The following is a 16,952-nucleotide window of genomic DNA, read 5'->3' on the forward strand; positions in this document are numbered from 1 at the left end:
TCGGCTTACTTCGGCAAGACGGCGTGGAACATCGACTTCATACCGGAGAACACGTCGTCGGTCACCGAGGTGCGCTCACTGGTCCGCTCGTTCTTGGGCGTCGGCATGGCGGCGTCGGCACGCAGGTCAAGCGGGGCCTGCAGCACCGGAACCGGAATATCGGCCGGCGGCGTCAGCCGGTTAGCATCCCGGTTCGAATCTCGGTTGGAATCTTGGGCGCTGGCGGCGTAGGGCGGACGCGGCTGCGAGGATTGATCGGCATTTTCGCCGGACGGGTTCGACACCATGATCGGCGGCGGCAACGGCCGGATCGCCGACGCGGCGGCCGGACGCTGCTGATCAGGCAGCCGGGCAAGATCGGTGCGTGCAGCGTCCTGCGGACGCTCCTTGCGCAACCGCTCGATGGCGGCGCGGGCAAGATCGTTGGCGGCGCGGTTTTCCTCTGGCGTGACCGCGGCCTCAGCCGGCGCGGCTGACGTCGCAGGAGCGGAAGGCTGAGGCGCGGCAGCTGGCGCAGCCTTCGCGACCGCCTTCGGCGCCACTGGATGATGGCGCGAGTCGGCAGGGATGCTGGCGGTATCGGCCGGCCCATCAGGCTTTACGTCAGCAGCCTTGGGGTCAGCAGATTTGGGGTCAGCAGATTTGGGGTCGGCCTGCTTCTCGGTGACGGTGGCCTTCTCGGACGCGGAGCGCTCGATCAGCGTGCGCTCGGACATGCCCTTGGCCTTCACGCCGGCTTCCGGGAGGCTGCTGACCACGGTGGACTTTTCGGCGGGCTTGGCGGCGGCCTTCGGATCGGCTTTGGGATCCACGGCGGCGGTCACGGCTGCAGCCGCCGGCGCTTCCGGCCTGGCCACGATGTAGTGATTAACGATGTACGCCCCGATGATGGTCGCTGCCACCGAGGGTAAGATGTCCATCACGAATTTCTTCAGGTAACTCAGCATGACCTGCCACTCCCCGCCCCGGTATTTCATGCTGGAACTTTGAGGCACATTCAGGGATCAACTGCGACGGATCGGTGGCAAACCCCCGTTCCGCCGTCACCTTTGGTGTCATCTTGGTTTCAGCCGGAGGCGCCCCCTGCGCAGGCCGCATCCACCTGCTAGATCATCGTGCAGCCGTTAACGGGTTATGAATTTCCACAGCCCCGCAGGCTCGGACCTGCCATTCGGCGCGCGCAGGGTTAAGGCGCCGCGTCAGGGCTTGAGTTCGACCTCGAGGAACACGATCTCACTGGCCGTCTCGTTGAGCACGTCGTGCTGGACCCCGGCCTTGCGGAAATAGGACTTGCCGACGGCGAGCTGCGCCTTGGAGCGCTCGCCGTTCGGCGCCACGATCGTCATCTCGCCCGCCGTGATCGGAACGATGACGTAGTCCATCTCATGGGTGTGGTGGCCAGTGGCGCTGCCCGGCGCGAGCCGCCACTCGGTCACGCGGACCTCCACCGTATCCACCTGAACGTCCGATTTGGCGCTGAGCATCGTCATTCTCTCCACTACGGTACGAAAACCATGAACACGAACACCGCGAACACCACCATGTGAACGAGCCCGAACAGGATGTTGGTGCGGCCGGTTCCGAAGGTGAGCATGCTGACCATGAAGGTGAGCAGCAGGATCAGCATATGCTGGTTGCTGAGCCCGAGCACCAACTGCTTGTCGAGCGCATAGGCGGCAACGGCCACGGCGGGAACGGTGAGCCCGATGGTGGCGATCGACGAGCCGAGCGCGAGGTTGATGCTCTTCTGCAGGTCGTTCTTGCGCGCCGCCGCCACCGCGGCAACGCTTTCCGGCAACAGGATCAGCGCCGCCACGACCAGGCCGGCAAAGGCCGGCGGCGCCCCGATCTTGACGGTGACGACATCGACCACCAGCGAGAACTTCTTGGCCAGCAGCACCACCGCCAGCAGGGAAGCCAGCAGCAGGACAACGCTGATCACCGTCATGCGGTCCGACATCACCTCGCCATGCGCCGCCGCCTCATTGGCGCCGCTGACGAAGTAGTCGCGGTGACGGATGGTCTGGGTGTACAGGAACACCGCATAGAGCAGCAGGGTCACGACGCTGATGACGGCGAGCTGGGCCGTGGAATAGACCGGCCCCGGCGCAGTGAGCGTGAAGTTCGGCATATCCAGTGTGATGGTCGCGAGCACGAACAGCACGCTGAGGTAAAGGTTGGCGCCGGTGATCTGGAAATCCTGCTCGCGGTAGCGCAAGCCGCCGATGAAGATGCAGAGCCCGACCAGGCCGTTGCAGACGATCATCACGACCGCGAACACGGTGTCGCGCGCCAGGGTCGGGGCCGGCGTGTCGCCCAGCATGATGGTCGAGATCAGCGCCACCTCGATGATCGTCACCGCAAGCGTCAGCAGCAGCGTGCCGAACGGCTCGCCGATCCGTTCGGCAATCATCTCGGCGTGGTGGACGGCCGCAAACACGGTGCCGAACAGGATCACGAGCAGCACGGCCGCGAACAGCCAGCCAGCCGCGGACGGCGCGAAGGCGTAGCCCGACGCCGTGACCGCGACGAACAACAGCATCGCCAGAACGGGATACAGCCAGGACGACCGTGGCATCGGTGCGTGTGCGCTCATGTCGTCAGCCCCCTCAATTCGACCGGCCCGATTATGCGACAGACGATCGCCGCCGTCAGCCTTTTGCGGCGTCGATAAACCGCCTCGCCGTCTCCATCGCACCGAAATCGTCGAGATTGTCGTGCCCGCCCCCGGGCAAACGCACGAACTGCTTGGGCTCACGGGCGAGACCGAACAGGCGCTCGCCGAAGCGGATCGGGATCACCGGGTCGTTCGTACCGTGCATGATCAGGAGCGGCGCGGTGACGCCGGTGATTCGCCGGTCGGAATGGAATTGATCGCGCATCAACAGGCTGACCGGCACATACCAGAAGTGCGCGCCGGCGACGTCGGCGGTCGATGTGTAGGGCGCCTCCAGGATCAGGCTGCCGATCGGATGTTCGGCGGCGAGCGCGACCGCGACGCCGGTGCCGAGCGAGAATCCCCAGACCACGATCTGCTCGGCGCGGTAGCGCGCGGTGGTGAACGCGTAGGCCGCCGCGGCGTCCTGCAGCAACCCTTGCTCGCTCGGAGATCCGCTCGACCCGGCGTAGCCGCGAAACGACAGCGCCACCAGCCCGGTGCCGTCGGCCGTGACGGCCTTGAAGCGCGCCACGCGGCCGGCAAGGAAATCGCCATTGCCATGAAAGAACAGCACCACAGGCCGGCCCGGCTTCGCCGGCACATTCCAGACGATGACCTTCTCGCCGTCGGCCGTGGTCAGGACATGCTCTTCGGCCTCGGGAAACCCGGCGGCGGCCGGCGCAGTGCGCCCGACCGGCGGGATCGGAAACAGCAATTCGCGCTGCTTGACGAACAGCACCACGAGCCCGCCGAGATAGACGACGACCGCGGCGATCACGAGCCATTTCAGGATTGCGAGTGCCAGCGCCATCACCGGTGGCCGCTTCTATGTCTTGCCGCGGCGCTTGCGCAGCTTCTCGACGTCCGCCTTGATGCTGTCTGGCACCGGCCGGCATGAACACGCCGCCGCATGCACGACATGCCACTTGATGCGCTGCTCGCGCGTGGCCCGGGGCGGCATACGATGGGTTCGATGCCACTCCCGGTTCAGCACCATCGCGGGCCGCCCTACATCGCCTTGACGATGTTCTCGGTGACCTTCTTGGCGTCGCCGAGCAGCATCATGGTGTTGTCGCGGTAGAACAGCGGGTTGTCGATGCCGGCATAGCCTGACGCCAGCGAGCGCTTGATGAACATCACGGTGCCGGCCTTCCAGACCTGCAGCACCGGCATGCCGTAGATCGGCGAGGTCTTGTCCTCTTCCGCCGCCGGGTTGGTGACGTCGTTGGCGCCGATCACGAAGGCGATGTCGGCCTGGGCGAACTCGGAGTTGATGTCCTCGAGCTCGAACACCTCGTCATAGGGCACGTTGGCCTCGGCCAGCAGCACGTTCATGTGGCCGGGCATGCGCCCCGCCACCGGGTGAATGGCGTATTTCACCTCGACGCCTTCCTTCTTCAGGATGTCGCCCATCTCGCGCAGCGCGTGCTGGGCCTGCGCCACCGCCATGCCGTAGCCGGGCACGATGATGACCTTGGAGGCGTTCTTCATGATGAAGGCGGCATCGTCCGCCGAGCCGAGCTTGGCGGGCTTCTGCTCGCCCGAGCCGCCGCCCGCGGCCGCGGTCTCGCCGCCGAAGCCGCCGAGGATCACCGAGATGAACGAGCGGTTCATCGCGTGGCACATGATGTAGGACAGGATCGCGCCGGAGGAGCCGACCAGCGCGCCGGTGATGATCAGCGCCGAATTGCCGAGCGTGAAGCCGATGCCGGCCGCGGCCCAGCCGGAATAGGAGTTCAGCATCGAGATCACGACCGGCATGTCGGCGCCGCCGATCGGGATGATCATCAGCACGCCGAGCGCCAGCGCGATGATGGTGATCAGCCAGAAGTCGAGCGCGCTGCCCGACAACACGAGGCCGACGATGAAGAACACCAGCGCCAGCGCCAGCACGATGTTGATGACGTGGCGGAACGGCAGGATGATCGGCGCGCCGCTCATCCGGGCCGACAGCTTCAGGAATGCGATCACCGAGCCGGTGAAGGTCAGCGCGCCGATCGCGACGCCGAGCGACATCTCGACCAGGCTCTGCGGATGGATGTTGCCGGGCGTGCCGATGTCGAAGGCTTCAGGCGCATAGAACGCGCCGGCGGCGACCAGCACGGCGGCCATGCCGACCAGCGAGTGGAACGCGGCGACGAGCTCGGGCATCGAGGTCATCGGCACGCGGCGCGCGATTACCGCGCCGATGCCGCCGCCGATCGCGATCGCGACGATGACCAGCAGCCAGGCCACGCCGTCGGCCGGCGGATGGCTCGCCAGCGTGGTGGCGACCGCGATCGCCATGCCGATCATGCCGAACATGTTGCCCTGGCGCGACGACGCCGGGCTCGACAGGCCGCGCAGCGACAGGATGAACAGCACCCCCGCCACGAGATACAGAGCAGCAGCCAGATTGGCGTTCATCTCAGGTCCCCCTTTGTCTTCGTCACCCCGAGGTGCACGCCGCTCACTTTGCTTTCTTCTTGTACATCGCCAGCATGCGCTGGGTGACAAGGAAGCCGCCGAAGATGTTCACGCAGGCGAAGATCAGCGCGACGAAGCCGAAGCCGCGGGCCCAGCCCGAGCCGCTCGACACCATGCCGACGCCGACCGCGAGCAGCGCACCGACCACGATCACCGACGAGATCGCGTTGGTCACGCTCATCAGCGGCGTATGCAGCGCAGGGGTCACCGACCACACCACGAAATAGCCGACGAACACGGCGAGAACGAAAATCGACAGCCGGAACACGAACGGATCGACGGCCTGCGCGAGATGCTCCATGGCTTCTCTCCTTACTTCGGCTGGAAGTTGGGATGGATGACGGCGCCGTCCCTGGTCAGCGCGGTGGCCTTCACCAGCTCGTCGTCCCAATTGACCGCGAGCGCCTTGTTGGCCTTGTCGACCATCGTCTCGATGAACGAGAACAGATTGCGCGCATACAGGCTCGAGGCCGAAGCGGCGACGCGGCCGGCGACATTGGTGTAGCCGACGATCTTGATGCCATCGGTCTCGACGACCTCGCCGGGCCTGGCGCCCTCGACATTGCCGCCGCGCTCGACCGCGAGATCGACCAGCACCGAGCCGGGCTTCATCGATTTCACCATCTCACCGGTGACCAGCATCGGCGCCGGACGGCCCGGGATCAGCGCGGTCGTGATGACGATGTCCTGCTTCTTGATGTGCTCGGCGGTCAGCGCGGCCTGCTTGGCCTGATACTCCTTGGACATTTCCTTGGCGTAGCCGCCGGCGGTCTGCGCGTTCTTGAACTCCTCGTCCTCGACGGCGAGGAATTTGGCGCCGAGCGATTCCACCTGTTCCTTGGTGGCGGGGCGCACGTCGGTCGCGGTGACGACGGCACCGAGCCGCCGCGCGGTCGCGATCGCCTGCAGGCCGGCAACGCCGACGCCCATCACGAACACTTTCGCGGCCGGAATGGTGCCGGCGGCGGTCATCATCATCGGGAAGGCACGGCCGAAGGCTTCGGCGCCCTCGATCACAGCCCGGTAGCCGGCCAGATTGGCCTGCGAGGACAAGACGTCCATCACCTGGGCGCGGGTGATGCGCGGCATCAATTCCATCGCGAAGGCGGCAATGCCGGCATCGGCCATCGCCTTCAGCGCAGCATCATTGCCGTAGGGATCCATGATCGCGATGACCAGCGCACCGCGCCTGTACTTCGAGAGTTCGGAGGCCTCGGGCCGCTTCACCTTGATGATGATGTCGGCGTCCTTGAGCGCATCGGCGCTAACGGTGGCGCCAACCGCGGTGAACTCCGAATCGGGCAGGCCGGACTTGATGCCCGCGCCCGGCTCGACCGCGACCTCGGCGCCGATCGCCTTGAACTTCTTGATGGTGTCAGGCGAGACCGCAACCCGCGGCTCGGACGGATCAATTTCCTTGGCAACGGCAATCTTCATGGGCCCTCCGGCGGCGCGAGCCGCGCACGCGTCTTCAAACTAGCGTTATTTTCGCCAGATTGGATACCCGGTTTTTACATCCGGGTTCGATCAGGAATTCTGGCACCGCCGCGGGACGGTGATGCCGGTAGCCGATCAGGGATCAGACCAGGAAATACGCCATCAGGGCGAGAATGATGGCGACGGTGATGCTGCCGTATTTGACCAGGATGAGAAACCCCTCATAGGTCTGCTCATGCGCCACGTAGTCGTTGCCGTCGGCCGTCGTGTAGGCCACTTCGCTATGGTCTGCCATCGCTGTCCCCAGTCAGAAATTCGCGTTCTGCGAGCCATTACCGCAAACGGGTTGGCAGGGCAACGGCGCGGTCCCGATCGGGTGATTTGAAGCGCAAATCGTCCCCGGCCCGGACGGTCGAGCGACGGCCAGCGCCGCCGCGGGGGCAGGATTGATCTCCCAAACGCGGGCGTCATGGAAAGATCATGCCGTCAGGCGCAAAAACGCCGAATGACCCTGCCCGAAGCACGGCCAACCGTGCGGCGGAAGGCCGTTTGGCTTCATCCCATCGCCTCCAGCTCGTCGATCATGCCGGCGATGACGGACAGGCCGCCGTCCCAGAATTTGGGGTCCTTGGCGTCGAGCCCGAACGGCCTCAGCAGCTCGGAATAATGCTTGGTGCCGCCGGCCGCGAGCATGTCGAGATAGCGCTCGGCGAATCCGTCGGACGCATGCTCGTAGACCGCATAGAGCGAGTTCACCAGGCAATCGCCGAACGCGTAGGCATAGACGTAGAACGGCGAGTGGATGAAATGCGGGATGTACATCCAGAACGTCTCGTAGCCCGGCTTGATCTCGATCGCCGGCCCCAGGCTCTCGCCCTGCACGCTGAGCCAGATCTGGCCGATCCGCTCGGCGGTGAGCTCGCCGTTCTTGCGCTCGGTATGAACCGCGCGCTCGAATGAATAGAACGCGATCTGCCGCACCACCGTGTTGATCATGTCCTCGACCTTGCCCGCGAGCAGCGCCTGGCGCTGCTTCGCGTTCCTGGTCTGGGACAACAGCCGCCTGAAGGTCAGCATCTCGCCGAACACGCTCGCGGTTTCCGCCAGCGTCAGCGGCGTCGGCGCCATCAGCGCGCCGTTCTTCGCCGCCAGCACCTGATGCACGCCATGGCCGAGCTCATGCGCCAGCGTCATCACGTCGCGCGGCTTGCCCTGATAGTTCATCAGCACATAGGGATGCGCCGACGGCGTGGTCGGATGCGAGAACGCGCCGGGCGCCTTGCCGGGACGGACCGGCGCATCGATCCAGCGATCGGCGAAGAAGCGCTCCGCGATCTCGGCCATCCGGGGCGAGAAGCCGTTATAGGCCGACAGCACCATGTTGCGCGCCTCGGGCCAGGCGATGGTGCCGGTCGCGGCAAACGGCAGCGGCGCGTTGCGGTCCCAATGCGGCAGCTTCTTCTTTTTGAACCAGCCGGCCTTCAACGCGTAATAGCGGTGCGACAGTTTCGGATAGGCCGCGCGCACCGAGGCGACCAGCGCATCGACCACCTCGCGCTCGACGCGATTGTTGAGATGGCGGGAGTCCGCGACGTCCTGGAAGCCGCGCCAGCGGTCGGAAATTTCCTTGTCCTTGGCGAGCGTGTTGGTGATCAGCGCGAAGGTACGCTCATTGTCCTTGAAGGTCTTGGCGAGCGCCTGCGCGGCGGACTTGCGCTTGTCCCCCGCCTTATCCTGCAACAGGTTCAGCGTCGGCTCGATCGCGAGCTCCTTGCCTGAGACCTTGAAGCGCAGGCCGGAGATGGTCTGGTCGAACAGCCGGTTCCAGGCGGCGTAGCCGCTCTGCGCCTTTTCGTGGAACAGCTGCTCGACGCGATCCTCGAGCTGGTACGGCTTGTCCTTGCGCAGATCCTCGATCCACGGCCGGTAATGACCGAGCGCGGGTTCGGCCATTGCGCGCTCGATCACGTCATCGTCAACGCGATTGAGCTCCAGCGCGAAGAACAAGAGATGCACCGACGCCGCCGTCAGCCGCTCGGACACATCGCCATAGAATTTCGAAATCGCGGGATCGACGCTGTCGCCGGCATGGACGAGGCCGGCATAGGAGCCGAGACGGCCAGCCAGGTCGTCGATCGCCTCGTAGCGCCTGACTGCCTCGGCAAGCCACCTCCCGCCGCCCTCTTTGGCGGTATTTTCGGCAAGCTTGCCCTTGTAATCGGTCTCAAACGCGACGCAATCTGCATCCATTTTCTGCAGGTCGCGGGCGACTTCAGGCGCGTCGATACCGGAGTAGAGATCTGCCAGATTCCATTCCGGCAGCTTGCCGGTCTTGCCGGCCGGCTGTTTCGCCGCCGGTCCGGTTGCGGCCGGCTTGCGTTGCGCGACCGTCTTGCGCAACGCGGATTCCTTGCGGAGGGCTGCCTTGCTGAGAGCAGACTTGTTCGGAGCAGATTTGGAGCGCGAGGTCATCTTGTTCGAAACCTTAGTTCAGTCGGAAAGATGTCGGCGGCGGCGGCGGAATGAAAGCGGGTTTGCAACGTTTAAGAGTGCGTTAATCGGCATCGGCGACAGTGCCCCGATTCGAGACAAATAAACGTAGCGTGCGGGGAAAACCATGGCTGCCACCATTTTGATCGCCGATGATGACGCCGTACAGCGTCGTTTGGTAGAAAACATGGTGCAGAAGTGCGGCTATGAGCCCCTCGTCGTGGACAGTGGCGACGCGGCGATAGCGGCACTGACCGCATCCGAGACGCAGGCGATCGACGCCGTCGTGCTCGACCTCGTGATGCCGGGCCTTGACGGTCTCGGAGTCCTCGCAAAAATTCGTGAAGCTGGTTTGACCATCCCGGTCATCGTGCAGACCGCGCATGGCGGGATCGACAATGTGGTATCGGCGATGCGCGCCGGCGCCCAGGATTTCGTCGTCAAGCCGGTCGGCTTCGAGCGGCTGCAGGTATCCCTGCGCAACGCGCTCAACGCCTCCGCCCTGAAGGGCGAATTGCAGCGCATCCGCCACAGCCGCGAGGGCCGGCTGACCTTTTCCGACATCATCACCCGCAGCGAGGCCATGGCCGGGGTGCTGCGCACCGCGCAGAAGGCCGCCTCCTCGACGATCCCGGTGCTGATCGAGGGTGAGTCCGGCGTCGGCAAGGAACTGTTCGCGCGCGCCATCCACGGCAGCAGCGAACGCAAGGCCAGGCCGTTCGTCGCGGTGAACTGCGGTGCGATCCCGGACAATCTCGTCGAATCGATCCTGTTCGGCCATGAGAAGGGCGCCTTCACCGGCGCCACCGAGCGCCACCAGGGCAAGTTCGTCGAAGCCCATGGCGGCACGCTGTTCCTCGACGAGGTCGGCGAATTGCCGCTGGCGACGCAGGTGAAACTGCTGCGCGCGCTGCAGGAAGGCACCGTCGAGGCGGTCGGCGGCCGCAAGCCGGTCAAGGTCGATGTCCGCATCATCTCGGCGACCAACCGCAAGCTGCTCGATCTCGTGAAGGGCGGCCAGTTCCGCGAGGACCTGTTCTATCGGCTGCACGTGCTGCCGCTGACCATTCCCGCGCTGCGGCAGCGCCGCGAGGACATTCCGCATCTGCTGCGGCATTTCCTGGCGCGGTTCTGCGCCGAGGAAAACCGCAACATCACCGGCATCAGCGGCGAGGCGATGGCGCATCTCGCCCAGCTCGATTGGCCGGGCAACATCCGCCAGCTCGAGAACACGGTGTACCGCGCCGTGGTGATGAGCGATGCCGACCAGCTCGGGCTCGCCGATTTCCCGCAGGGGTCGGCGCATCCGGTACCGGAGGGCAAATCCTTGCAGGGCGAGCCGCTGGTGGTGTCGCCGTCCACGGCACCCGCCATGATATCCGGTAACGAAATACCGGTCGCACTCCCCCTCCCGACCGCGGGTGGCCTCCCGATGCTCAATGCCGCGGGCGAGGTGCGTCCCTTGGAAGATCTCGAGAACGAGATCATCCGCTTCGCGATTTCGCATTATCGCGGACAGATGTCGGAGGTCGCGCGCCGCCTCAAGATCGGCCGCTCGACCCTCTACCGCAAGCTCGACGAAGCCGCGGCCGGCACGCGCGCAAGCGACGTCACCTAGGCCTTGAGGCCGGCAGGGCCTTACCAGGGAACCTTTTGAACCGTGTCGTGGCGGTGACAGACAAAGGCTGTGCCGCGTGGCAAAAACGCACGGCCCGAGCGAAATCAGCTGCTTCGAGGTCAGTTTGTCGTGAGTTGCCCCGCATGGCGCTGGCTGCATAAGAGGGGCAAATGTATCGTCTGCGTCAATTGCGTTGCAGGCGTGCGAGTCGATCGAAGAGCCGGCGCTTTCGCGCAAGCTATGAAACCAAATACTGACTTGAACTGTTCCAGAGAGCGAGGGGCAGTTCCACCCAGGGGGTGCGATAATGCGTGACTGTTCGAACCACCGTCGAGGATTTGACCGCGTATTGATGGCCGTCGCGGCGACCTTCCTCACGGTGTCCGCGACCTCAGCCTTCGCGCAGGACACGCCTCGCTCCAGCGCCTCGGAACTCGCGATCGACGCCGCGATCCCGCGCCCCGAACCGGCCAATGTGCCGCCGCCCACCGCAAGCGATTTCAAGGCCGACACCACCGCCGCGCTGCCCGACGCAGCCAAGCCGGCAGATGTGAAACCGGCCGGCGTGCAGGCCACCGAGGCCAAACCTGCTGATGCCAAGCCAGTTGACGCCAAACCGGCAGAGCCCAGCACGGCCAAGGCCGCCGAGCCGAAGCCCGCCGATGTCGCCACGACGCCGGCAACGACGCCCGCCGAAGCGCCCAAGACGGATACTGCGAAGACCGATCCTGCGGTCGCGCCGCCTGCGGCAGCACCCGCCCCTGCAACCGCAACAGCGCCTTCGGCAAGCCCCGCGCCGGCGACGGCCGCGGCTCCGGCTGCCGAGCCCGCGAAGGCTGCGAGCAACGTTGCCGCCGAGGATCAGCCGGTTGCCGACAGACTGCGCGAACAGCTCGCCAGCAAGTCGCTGCGCACCTTCGATCGCAAGAACGAGCGCGCGGCGGCCGAGAAATTCTATTCGGCCCGCGACTACGCGCCGGTCTTCACCAAAGCCGGCAAGCTGACCGAAGCTGGCAAGGGCGTGATCGCTCGCCTCAAGGACGCGGCCGCCGACGGCCTCGATGTTTCAGACTATCCGGTGCCGGATTTGGCCGCGGCCACGACATCAGATGCGCTGGCCGACGCCGAGCTGAAGCTCGCGGCCAGCATGCTGGACTATGCACGCCAGGCCCAAAGCGGTCGCATGCACTGGTCGCAGGTGTCGGCTGATATCCTTTATCCGGAGCACCCGATCGATCCGGCGGAAGTTTTCGCGCATGTGACCTCCGCCAAGGACGCCTCCGCCGCGCTCGACAGCTACAATCCGCCGCAGAAGCTCTACAAGGAGCTGAAGCAGAAGCTCGCCGAGCTGCGCGGCCAGGGCGACGGCCCGGTCATCACGATCGCCGACGGCCCCGCGCTGAAGTACGTGCCGGCGCGCAAGAAGCAGGCCGCGGTCGAGGTGGACGATCCGCGCGTGCCTGACCTGCGCAGCAAGCTCGGCGTCACCGAGAATGCCGACAGCACCAAGTATGACGCGACGGTCGCGCGTGCCGTGGAGAAGTTCCAGAACAGCGTCGACCTCAAGCCATCAGGCGTGCTCGACGAGCGCACGGTCAAGGCGCTGAACAGTCCGAAGCGTGACCGCCAGATCGACACCGTGATCGTCAACATGGAGCGCTGGCGCTGGCTGCCGCGCCAGCTTGGCGCCGCCAATGTCGGCAACGCCTATGTGATCCTCAACATCCCCGACTACACGCTGAAGGTGATGCAGAACGGCGCGCAGGTCTGGACCACGCGCGTCGTGACCGGCAAGCCCGGCCAGCACGCCACGCCGCTTCTGACCGAGACGATGAAGTACATCACGGTCAACCCGACCTGGAACGTGCCGCCGTCGATCATCTACAACGAGTATCTGCCGGCCCTGCAGCAGGATCCGACGGTGCTGCAGCGCATGGGCCTGAAGCTCGAGCGCAACCGCGACGGCTCGATCCACATCTCGCAGCCGCCGGGTGAAGCCAACGCGCTCGGCCGCATCCGCTTCAACTTCCCGAACAAGTTCCTGGTCTATCAGCACGACACGCCGGACAAGAACCTGTTCGCCAGGGACGAGCGCGCCTTCAGCCACGGCTGCATGCGCGTGCAGAACCCGGATCAGTACGCTTCGGTGCTGCTCAACATCGCGATGCCGAACGACCATTACACGCCGGAGAAGATCCGCAGCATGTACGGCTCGAGCGAGATCGACCTGAAATTCGCGACGCCGATCCCGGTCAACATCACCTACCAGACCGCGTTCGTGGACGACGCCGGCAAGCTGCAAATCCGCCGGGACGTCTACGGCCGCGACGCCACCATGCTGTCGCTGCTCAAGAACAGCCGCGGCAAGGATCTCGAGACGGTGGTGGCGCACGCCCAGCCGAGCTATTCGCGTCCGCCGAGCAGCAGCCTGCCCCCGGGCGTCAATGTCGCCGGCGACAACAGCGGCTTTAATTCCTCTGGACCGAACTTCTTCGAGCGCCTGTTCGGGGGATTCGGACAGCCGGAGCCGCAGCCGGTCCGCCGCGGCCAGGCCCAGCAGCAGCGCCGGGTGATCACCCGCTAAGCTGTTTCTCTGGCCAGATTGAGATAAATTTTGAAGTAAAATCAACGATCTCGCTCAAAAAGCGGGATCGTTTATGTTAACCATTACCCACCTCTGCCGCGGAACTGGGCTATCTTTTGCCACAGTCGCCCAGTTAGTTAAGCCTAACTTGGGGGCGGGTCGGTAAACCTCGGTTAACCGTCCCGCTTTAAGAAAGCGTTCACCGTCTTTCGCGGGGGGTCTGCGAAAGGTGCCGACCGAACGCTCGTCGACTTGGGTGGGCTCATTAGTGCTGGCTGTCTTCGCACGCCGCTGCAATCTGCTGTCGCTGCCTAAGGCCGGGTATCAAGTCGGCCTGAGCGCGCTATTGCTATTGGCGGGCGCCGGATCGGTGCACGACGCGACGGCGCTGAACCAGACCCGCACCCTCTCCTTCCACCACACCCATTCCGGCGAAGACCTCACCGTCACTTTCAAGCGCGACGGCCGCTACGACGAAGCCGCGCTGAAGCAGCTCAATCACTTCCTGCGCGACTGGCGCTCCCAGGATGAGACGGTGATGGACCGTCACTTGTTCGACATCCTCTGGGAAGTCTATAGCGACGTCGGCGGCAAGCAGCCGATCCAGATCATCTCCGCCTATCGCGCCCCCGCCACCAACGCCATGCTCCGCCGCCGATCCTCGGGCGTTGCGCGCCACAGCCAGCACATGCTGGGCCATGCGATGGACTTCTTCATCCCGGGCGTACCGCTGGAGCAGATTCGCTTCGCCGGCCTCCGCCTTCAGCGCGGTGGCGTCGGCTTCTATCCGACCTCGGGCTCGCCGTTCGTCCATCTCGACACCGGCAGCATTCGCCACTGGCCGCGGATGACCCGCGAGCAGCTGGTCAGGGTGTTCCCCGACGGCCGCACCGTCCATGTCCCGACCGACGGCACGCCGCTGAAGGGCTATGAGCTCGCCAGGGCCGACATCGAGCGCCGCGGCGATGGTGACAATGCAGCTGCTATCAGCAAGCCGAACCTGTTCGCGAAACTGTTCGGCGTCGGCAAGTCGGGCGACGACGAGGACGAAGGTTCGTCTGCTGTGAACGACAAGCCCGCGGCCAATACCGTGGTCGCAGCCGCAGCGCCCGCCAAAGCCGCCGATCCCGTTCCGATGCCGCGCGCCAAGCCGCAGCAGTTCGCCGCCGCCATCCAGCTTGCCGCCGCCGACGCCCAGCTGGTCCCGATGCCGAAGGCCAAGCCCGCAGTGCAAGTGGTTCAGACGGCCGAGAGCACCGCGCCGCAATCGCCTGCCGATATCATCAATGCCCGCGGCTTCTGGGGTGACGATTCAGCGGCGCCGAAGCAGGCATCGGCGGCGCAGATCGCCGCGCTAAAGGCCCGTGAAGCCGTCGGCGCCGCCGATCCGCAGACCACCGCCAGCGCGACCGAGAACTTCAACAAGGCACTGGCCTACGTTCCGACCAGCTCGCCGGTCGATCGCGCCAACATCGTCGCGGCGACAGCGCCGATCCCGCGCAATGTGCGCCCGACCCGCAATGCGGCGGCGCCGGCCACCGAAATCAACACCGTCGTTGCGAAGGGCGCGCCCGGCCAAGGCGTGATCACCACGTCGGCGCGGATCTCGGCTGCCCGGGGCAACGACGTCTGGATGCGCGTAGTGATGCTGGCGCCGAGCGCGAGCACCGGCATGCTGACCACGGTGCTGGGCGACACCGATATGAGCCTGATGCGGGCGCACTTCGTGAAGCCGCAGGCCGCCGTCGCCATGACCTTCTCGGAAGATCCGATGATGGGCATGACCTGCGACCGCTTCTCGGGCTCGGCGACAAGTCTCCTGACAACCCAGTCGTTCGTGCTGCGCACCGCCTCGCTACGCTAGCTCTTCCCACAACATCCTTCATCGAGCCGGTCAGGCCGGCAGTCCTGCCTTGAGCAGGCCGGCCTCGTAGCGCGCCCGGTCGGGCTCGCGCTTGTAGTGCTGGGTCATCAGATGGGCAGCGACCGAGAAGGCCGGCTCGCGCTTCATCACCTCGGCGGCGTGCGCGGAGGCCGCCACCGGGTTGCCCATCTGCGCCAGGGTCGCCGCGAGGAAGGCGTGATGGGTGTGGTCGGGCCGCGTGATCCGCGAGAACGCCTCAGCCGCTTCGGCGTATTTCTCGGCGCAATAGCAGGCGCGGCCGAGATGGCTCCAGAAGCGCTCCGGATGGAACGGATTGAGGCGCATCGCCCGCTTGATCCAGTCAATGCCCTCCTCCGGCCGCCCGAGCCAGGTCAGCAGCTCGCCCTGCTGCACCACGACGAGGTCATAGTTCGGGTTGAGCGCGAGCGCGCGCTCCTGATGGAAAGTTGCCTTGTCATGGTCGTCGCGGTTGAGGTTCAGCGCGGCGAGGATGCGGTGCACGTCGCTGTCATTGTCGTCGAGCTTGAGCGCGATCTCGAGCTCGGCGGCCACCTGCGCGAAGGTCGCGTCGCGATCCTCGCACCAGTTGTAGACCCAGGTCTGCCCGAGCACGCAGGCCCGCCAGGCGTGCGCGTGCGCATAGTTGGGGTCCAGCACAATGGCCCGCTCGAGCAGGCGCTGCGCCTCCGCATTGTCGTCGCGCGCCGAGCGATGATGCAGCACCTTGGCGGCCAGCACGCACTCATAGGCCGCCATGTTGTCGGTCGGCTTGCGCTTGACGCGGTCATGCGCGGCGGCCTCGACGCGCCCGGGCAGCGTCGACACGATCGCGCGCGTCATCTCGTCCTGGATGGCGAAGATATCGGCCAGCTCGCGGTCGTAGCGCTCGGCCCAGACATGCCGGTCCGCCTCGGCATCGATCAGCTGCACCGTGACGCGGATCCGGCCGCCGGCCTTGCGCACGCTGCCCTCCAGCACATAGTCGACGGCGAATTCCTTCGCGACGTCCTGCACCTTCACGGCCTTGCCCTTGTACACAAAGGTCGAGTTGCGCGAGATCACCAGCAAATCGTGGAAGCGCGACAGCTCGGTGATGATGTCCTCGGTGAGCCCGTCGGCGAAGAATTCCTGCTCCGGATCGCCGCTCATGTTGACCAGCGGCAGCACCGCAATCGACGGTTTCCTGGCGACGACGGGCGCGGTCGCCGCCCCCTTCGACTGCTCGGCAACAGCCCTGGCATCCGCTCCGAGATGGACGCGGAAAACCCGGATCGGGCGCGCGATGTTCTTGACGGTCTGATCGCCGAGATCCTCGAAGCTCAGATCTTCCAGACGATCACCGACCTGATCGCGGACCGCGCCGGAAATGCAGATGCCGCCGGGCTCGGCCAGCACCTCGAGGCGCGACGCGACATTGACGCCGTCGCCGAAGATGTCGGCGCCGTCAACGATCACATCACCGAGATTGATGCCGATGCGAAACTGCATCCACCGCGCCGGCGCGACGTCGGTGTTGCGTTTGGCCATCCGGCGCTGCACCTCGGCCGCGCACAGCACCGCATCGACGACGCTGTGGAACTCGACCAGCAGGCCGTCGCCGGTGGTCTTGATGATGCGGCCGCGATTCTTGGTGATGGCCGGATCGATCAGTTCGATCCGATCGGTCTTGAGGCGCGCAAGGGTGCCCGTCTCGTCAGCCTCCATGAGCCGACTAAAGCCGACCATATCGGCGGCGAGCACCGCAGCCGGCGCTCTGGTCCTGGCACGTCCATTTGAACGATCTGCCCGGTTACCTCGCCGGGCACTCTAGCAG

At 65.5% G+C, this 16,952-nt stretch carries 14 protein-coding genes; 3 read left to right on the top strand and 11 right to left on the bottom strand.

Features of this window, described 5'->3' with window-relative positions:
• Positions 1 to 5: 5 nt before the first annotated feature.
• The 10 genes from V5279_RS39435 to V5279_RS39480 form a co-directional block, all read right to left on the bottom strand.
• Positions 6 to 977, bottom strand: a complete 972-nt coding sequence (locus V5279_RS39435; RefSeq protein WP_338692255.1) for a hypothetical protein — start codon at positions 975 to 977, stop codon at positions 6 to 8.
• Positions 978 to 1,199: 222 nt separating this feature from the next.
• Positions 1,200 to 1,484, bottom strand: coding sequence for a cupin domain-containing protein (locus V5279_RS39440; RefSeq protein ID WP_338701641.1), 285 nt, complete (start codon positions 1,482 to 1,484; stop codon positions 1,200 to 1,202).
• A gap of 14 nt (positions 1,485 to 1,498) precedes the next feature.
• The gene (locus V5279_RS39445; RefSeq protein ID WP_166302743.1) at positions 1,499 to 2,596 is read right to left on the bottom strand and encodes a calcium:proton antiporter; all 1,098 of its coding nucleotides are present in this window, start codon (positions 2,594 to 2,596) and stop codon (positions 1,499 to 1,501) included.
• A gap of 55 nt (positions 2,597 to 2,651) precedes the next feature.
• Positions 2,652 to 3,470, bottom strand: a complete 819-nt coding sequence (locus V5279_RS39450; RefSeq protein WP_338692256.1) for an alpha/beta hydrolase — start codon at positions 3,468 to 3,470, stop codon at positions 2,652 to 2,654.
• A 15-nt stretch (positions 3,471 to 3,485) separates the two neighbouring features.
• On the bottom strand, positions 3,486 to 3,656 hold the full coding sequence (locus V5279_RS39455; protein ID WP_338692257.1) for a hypothetical protein: 171 nt from the start codon (positions 3,654 to 3,656) through the stop codon (positions 3,486 to 3,488).
• 11 nt (positions 3,657 to 3,667) lie between these two features.
• Positions 3,668 to 5,065 carry an NAD(P)(+) transhydrogenase (Re/Si-specific) subunit beta gene (locus tag V5279_RS39460; RefSeq protein WP_166214012.1) on the bottom strand — a complete coding sequence of 466 codons (1,398 nt, stop codon included), beginning with the start codon at positions 5,063 to 5,065 and terminating at the stop codon, positions 3,668 to 3,670.
• Between the two features lie 43 nt (positions 5,066 to 5,108).
• Positions 5,109 to 5,426, bottom strand: coding sequence for a proton-translocating transhydrogenase family protein (locus V5279_RS39465; RefSeq protein WP_016841609.1), 318 nt, complete (start codon positions 5,424 to 5,426; stop codon positions 5,109 to 5,111).
• A gap of 11 nt (positions 5,427 to 5,437) precedes the next feature.
• A complete protein-coding gene (locus V5279_RS39470; RefSeq protein WP_338692260.1) occupies positions 5,438 to 6,562 on the bottom strand; it encodes a Re/Si-specific NAD(P)(+) transhydrogenase subunit alpha in 1,125 nt (374 codons plus the stop codon).
• Positions 6,563 to 6,704: 142 nt separating this feature from the next.
• Positions 6,705 to 6,857 (bottom strand): aa3-type cytochrome c oxidase subunit IV, encoded by a 153-nt coding sequence (locus tag V5279_RS39475; protein WP_029085508.1) that lies wholly within the window; start codon positions 6,855 to 6,857, stop codon positions 6,705 to 6,707.
• A gap of 260 nt (positions 6,858 to 7,117) precedes the next feature.
• Positions 7,118 to 9,034 (bottom strand): M3 family oligoendopeptidase, encoded by a 1,917-nt coding sequence (locus V5279_RS39480; RefSeq protein WP_166302740.1) that lies wholly within the window; start codon positions 9,032 to 9,034, stop codon positions 7,118 to 7,120.
• Between the two features lie 145 nt (positions 9,035 to 9,179).
• Here V5279_RS39480 and V5279_RS39485 point away from each other — a divergent pair, with 145 nt between their 5' ends.
• The 3 genes from V5279_RS39485 (at position 9,180) to V5279_RS39495 (ending at position 15,118) form a co-directional block, all read left to right on the top strand.
• A complete protein-coding gene (locus V5279_RS39485; RefSeq protein ID WP_338692261.1) occupies positions 9,180 to 10,670 on the top strand; it encodes a sigma-54 dependent transcriptional regulator in 1,491 nt (496 codons plus the stop codon).
• 307 nt (positions 10,671 to 10,977) lie between these two features.
• Positions 10,978 to 13,254, top strand: coding sequence for a L,D-transpeptidase family protein (locus V5279_RS39490; protein ID WP_338692262.1), 2,277 nt, complete (start codon positions 10,978 to 10,980; stop codon positions 13,252 to 13,254).
• 268 nt (positions 13,255 to 13,522) lie between these two features.
• Positions 13,523 to 15,118 (top strand): DUF882 domain-containing protein, encoded by a 1,596-nt coding sequence (locus V5279_RS39495; RefSeq protein ID WP_338692263.1) that lies wholly within the window; start codon positions 13,523 to 13,525, stop codon positions 15,116 to 15,118.
• 30 nt (positions 15,119 to 15,148) lie between these two features.
• Here V5279_RS39495 and V5279_RS39500 read toward each other — a convergent pair whose 3' ends face one another.
• Positions 15,149 to 16,864 carry an adenylate/guanylate cyclase domain-containing protein gene (locus V5279_RS39500; RefSeq protein WP_338701643.1) on the bottom strand — a complete coding sequence of 572 codons (1,716 nt, stop codon included), beginning with the start codon at positions 16,862 to 16,864 and terminating at the stop codon, positions 15,149 to 15,151.
• Positions 16,865 to 16,952 lie beyond the last annotated feature (88 nt).

It is taken from the genome of Bradyrhizobium sp. 26S5, from assembly GCF_036923295.1.
Lineage (GTDB): Bacteria > Pseudomonadota > Alphaproteobacteria > Rhizobiales > Xanthobacteraceae > Bradyrhizobium > Bradyrhizobium septentrionale.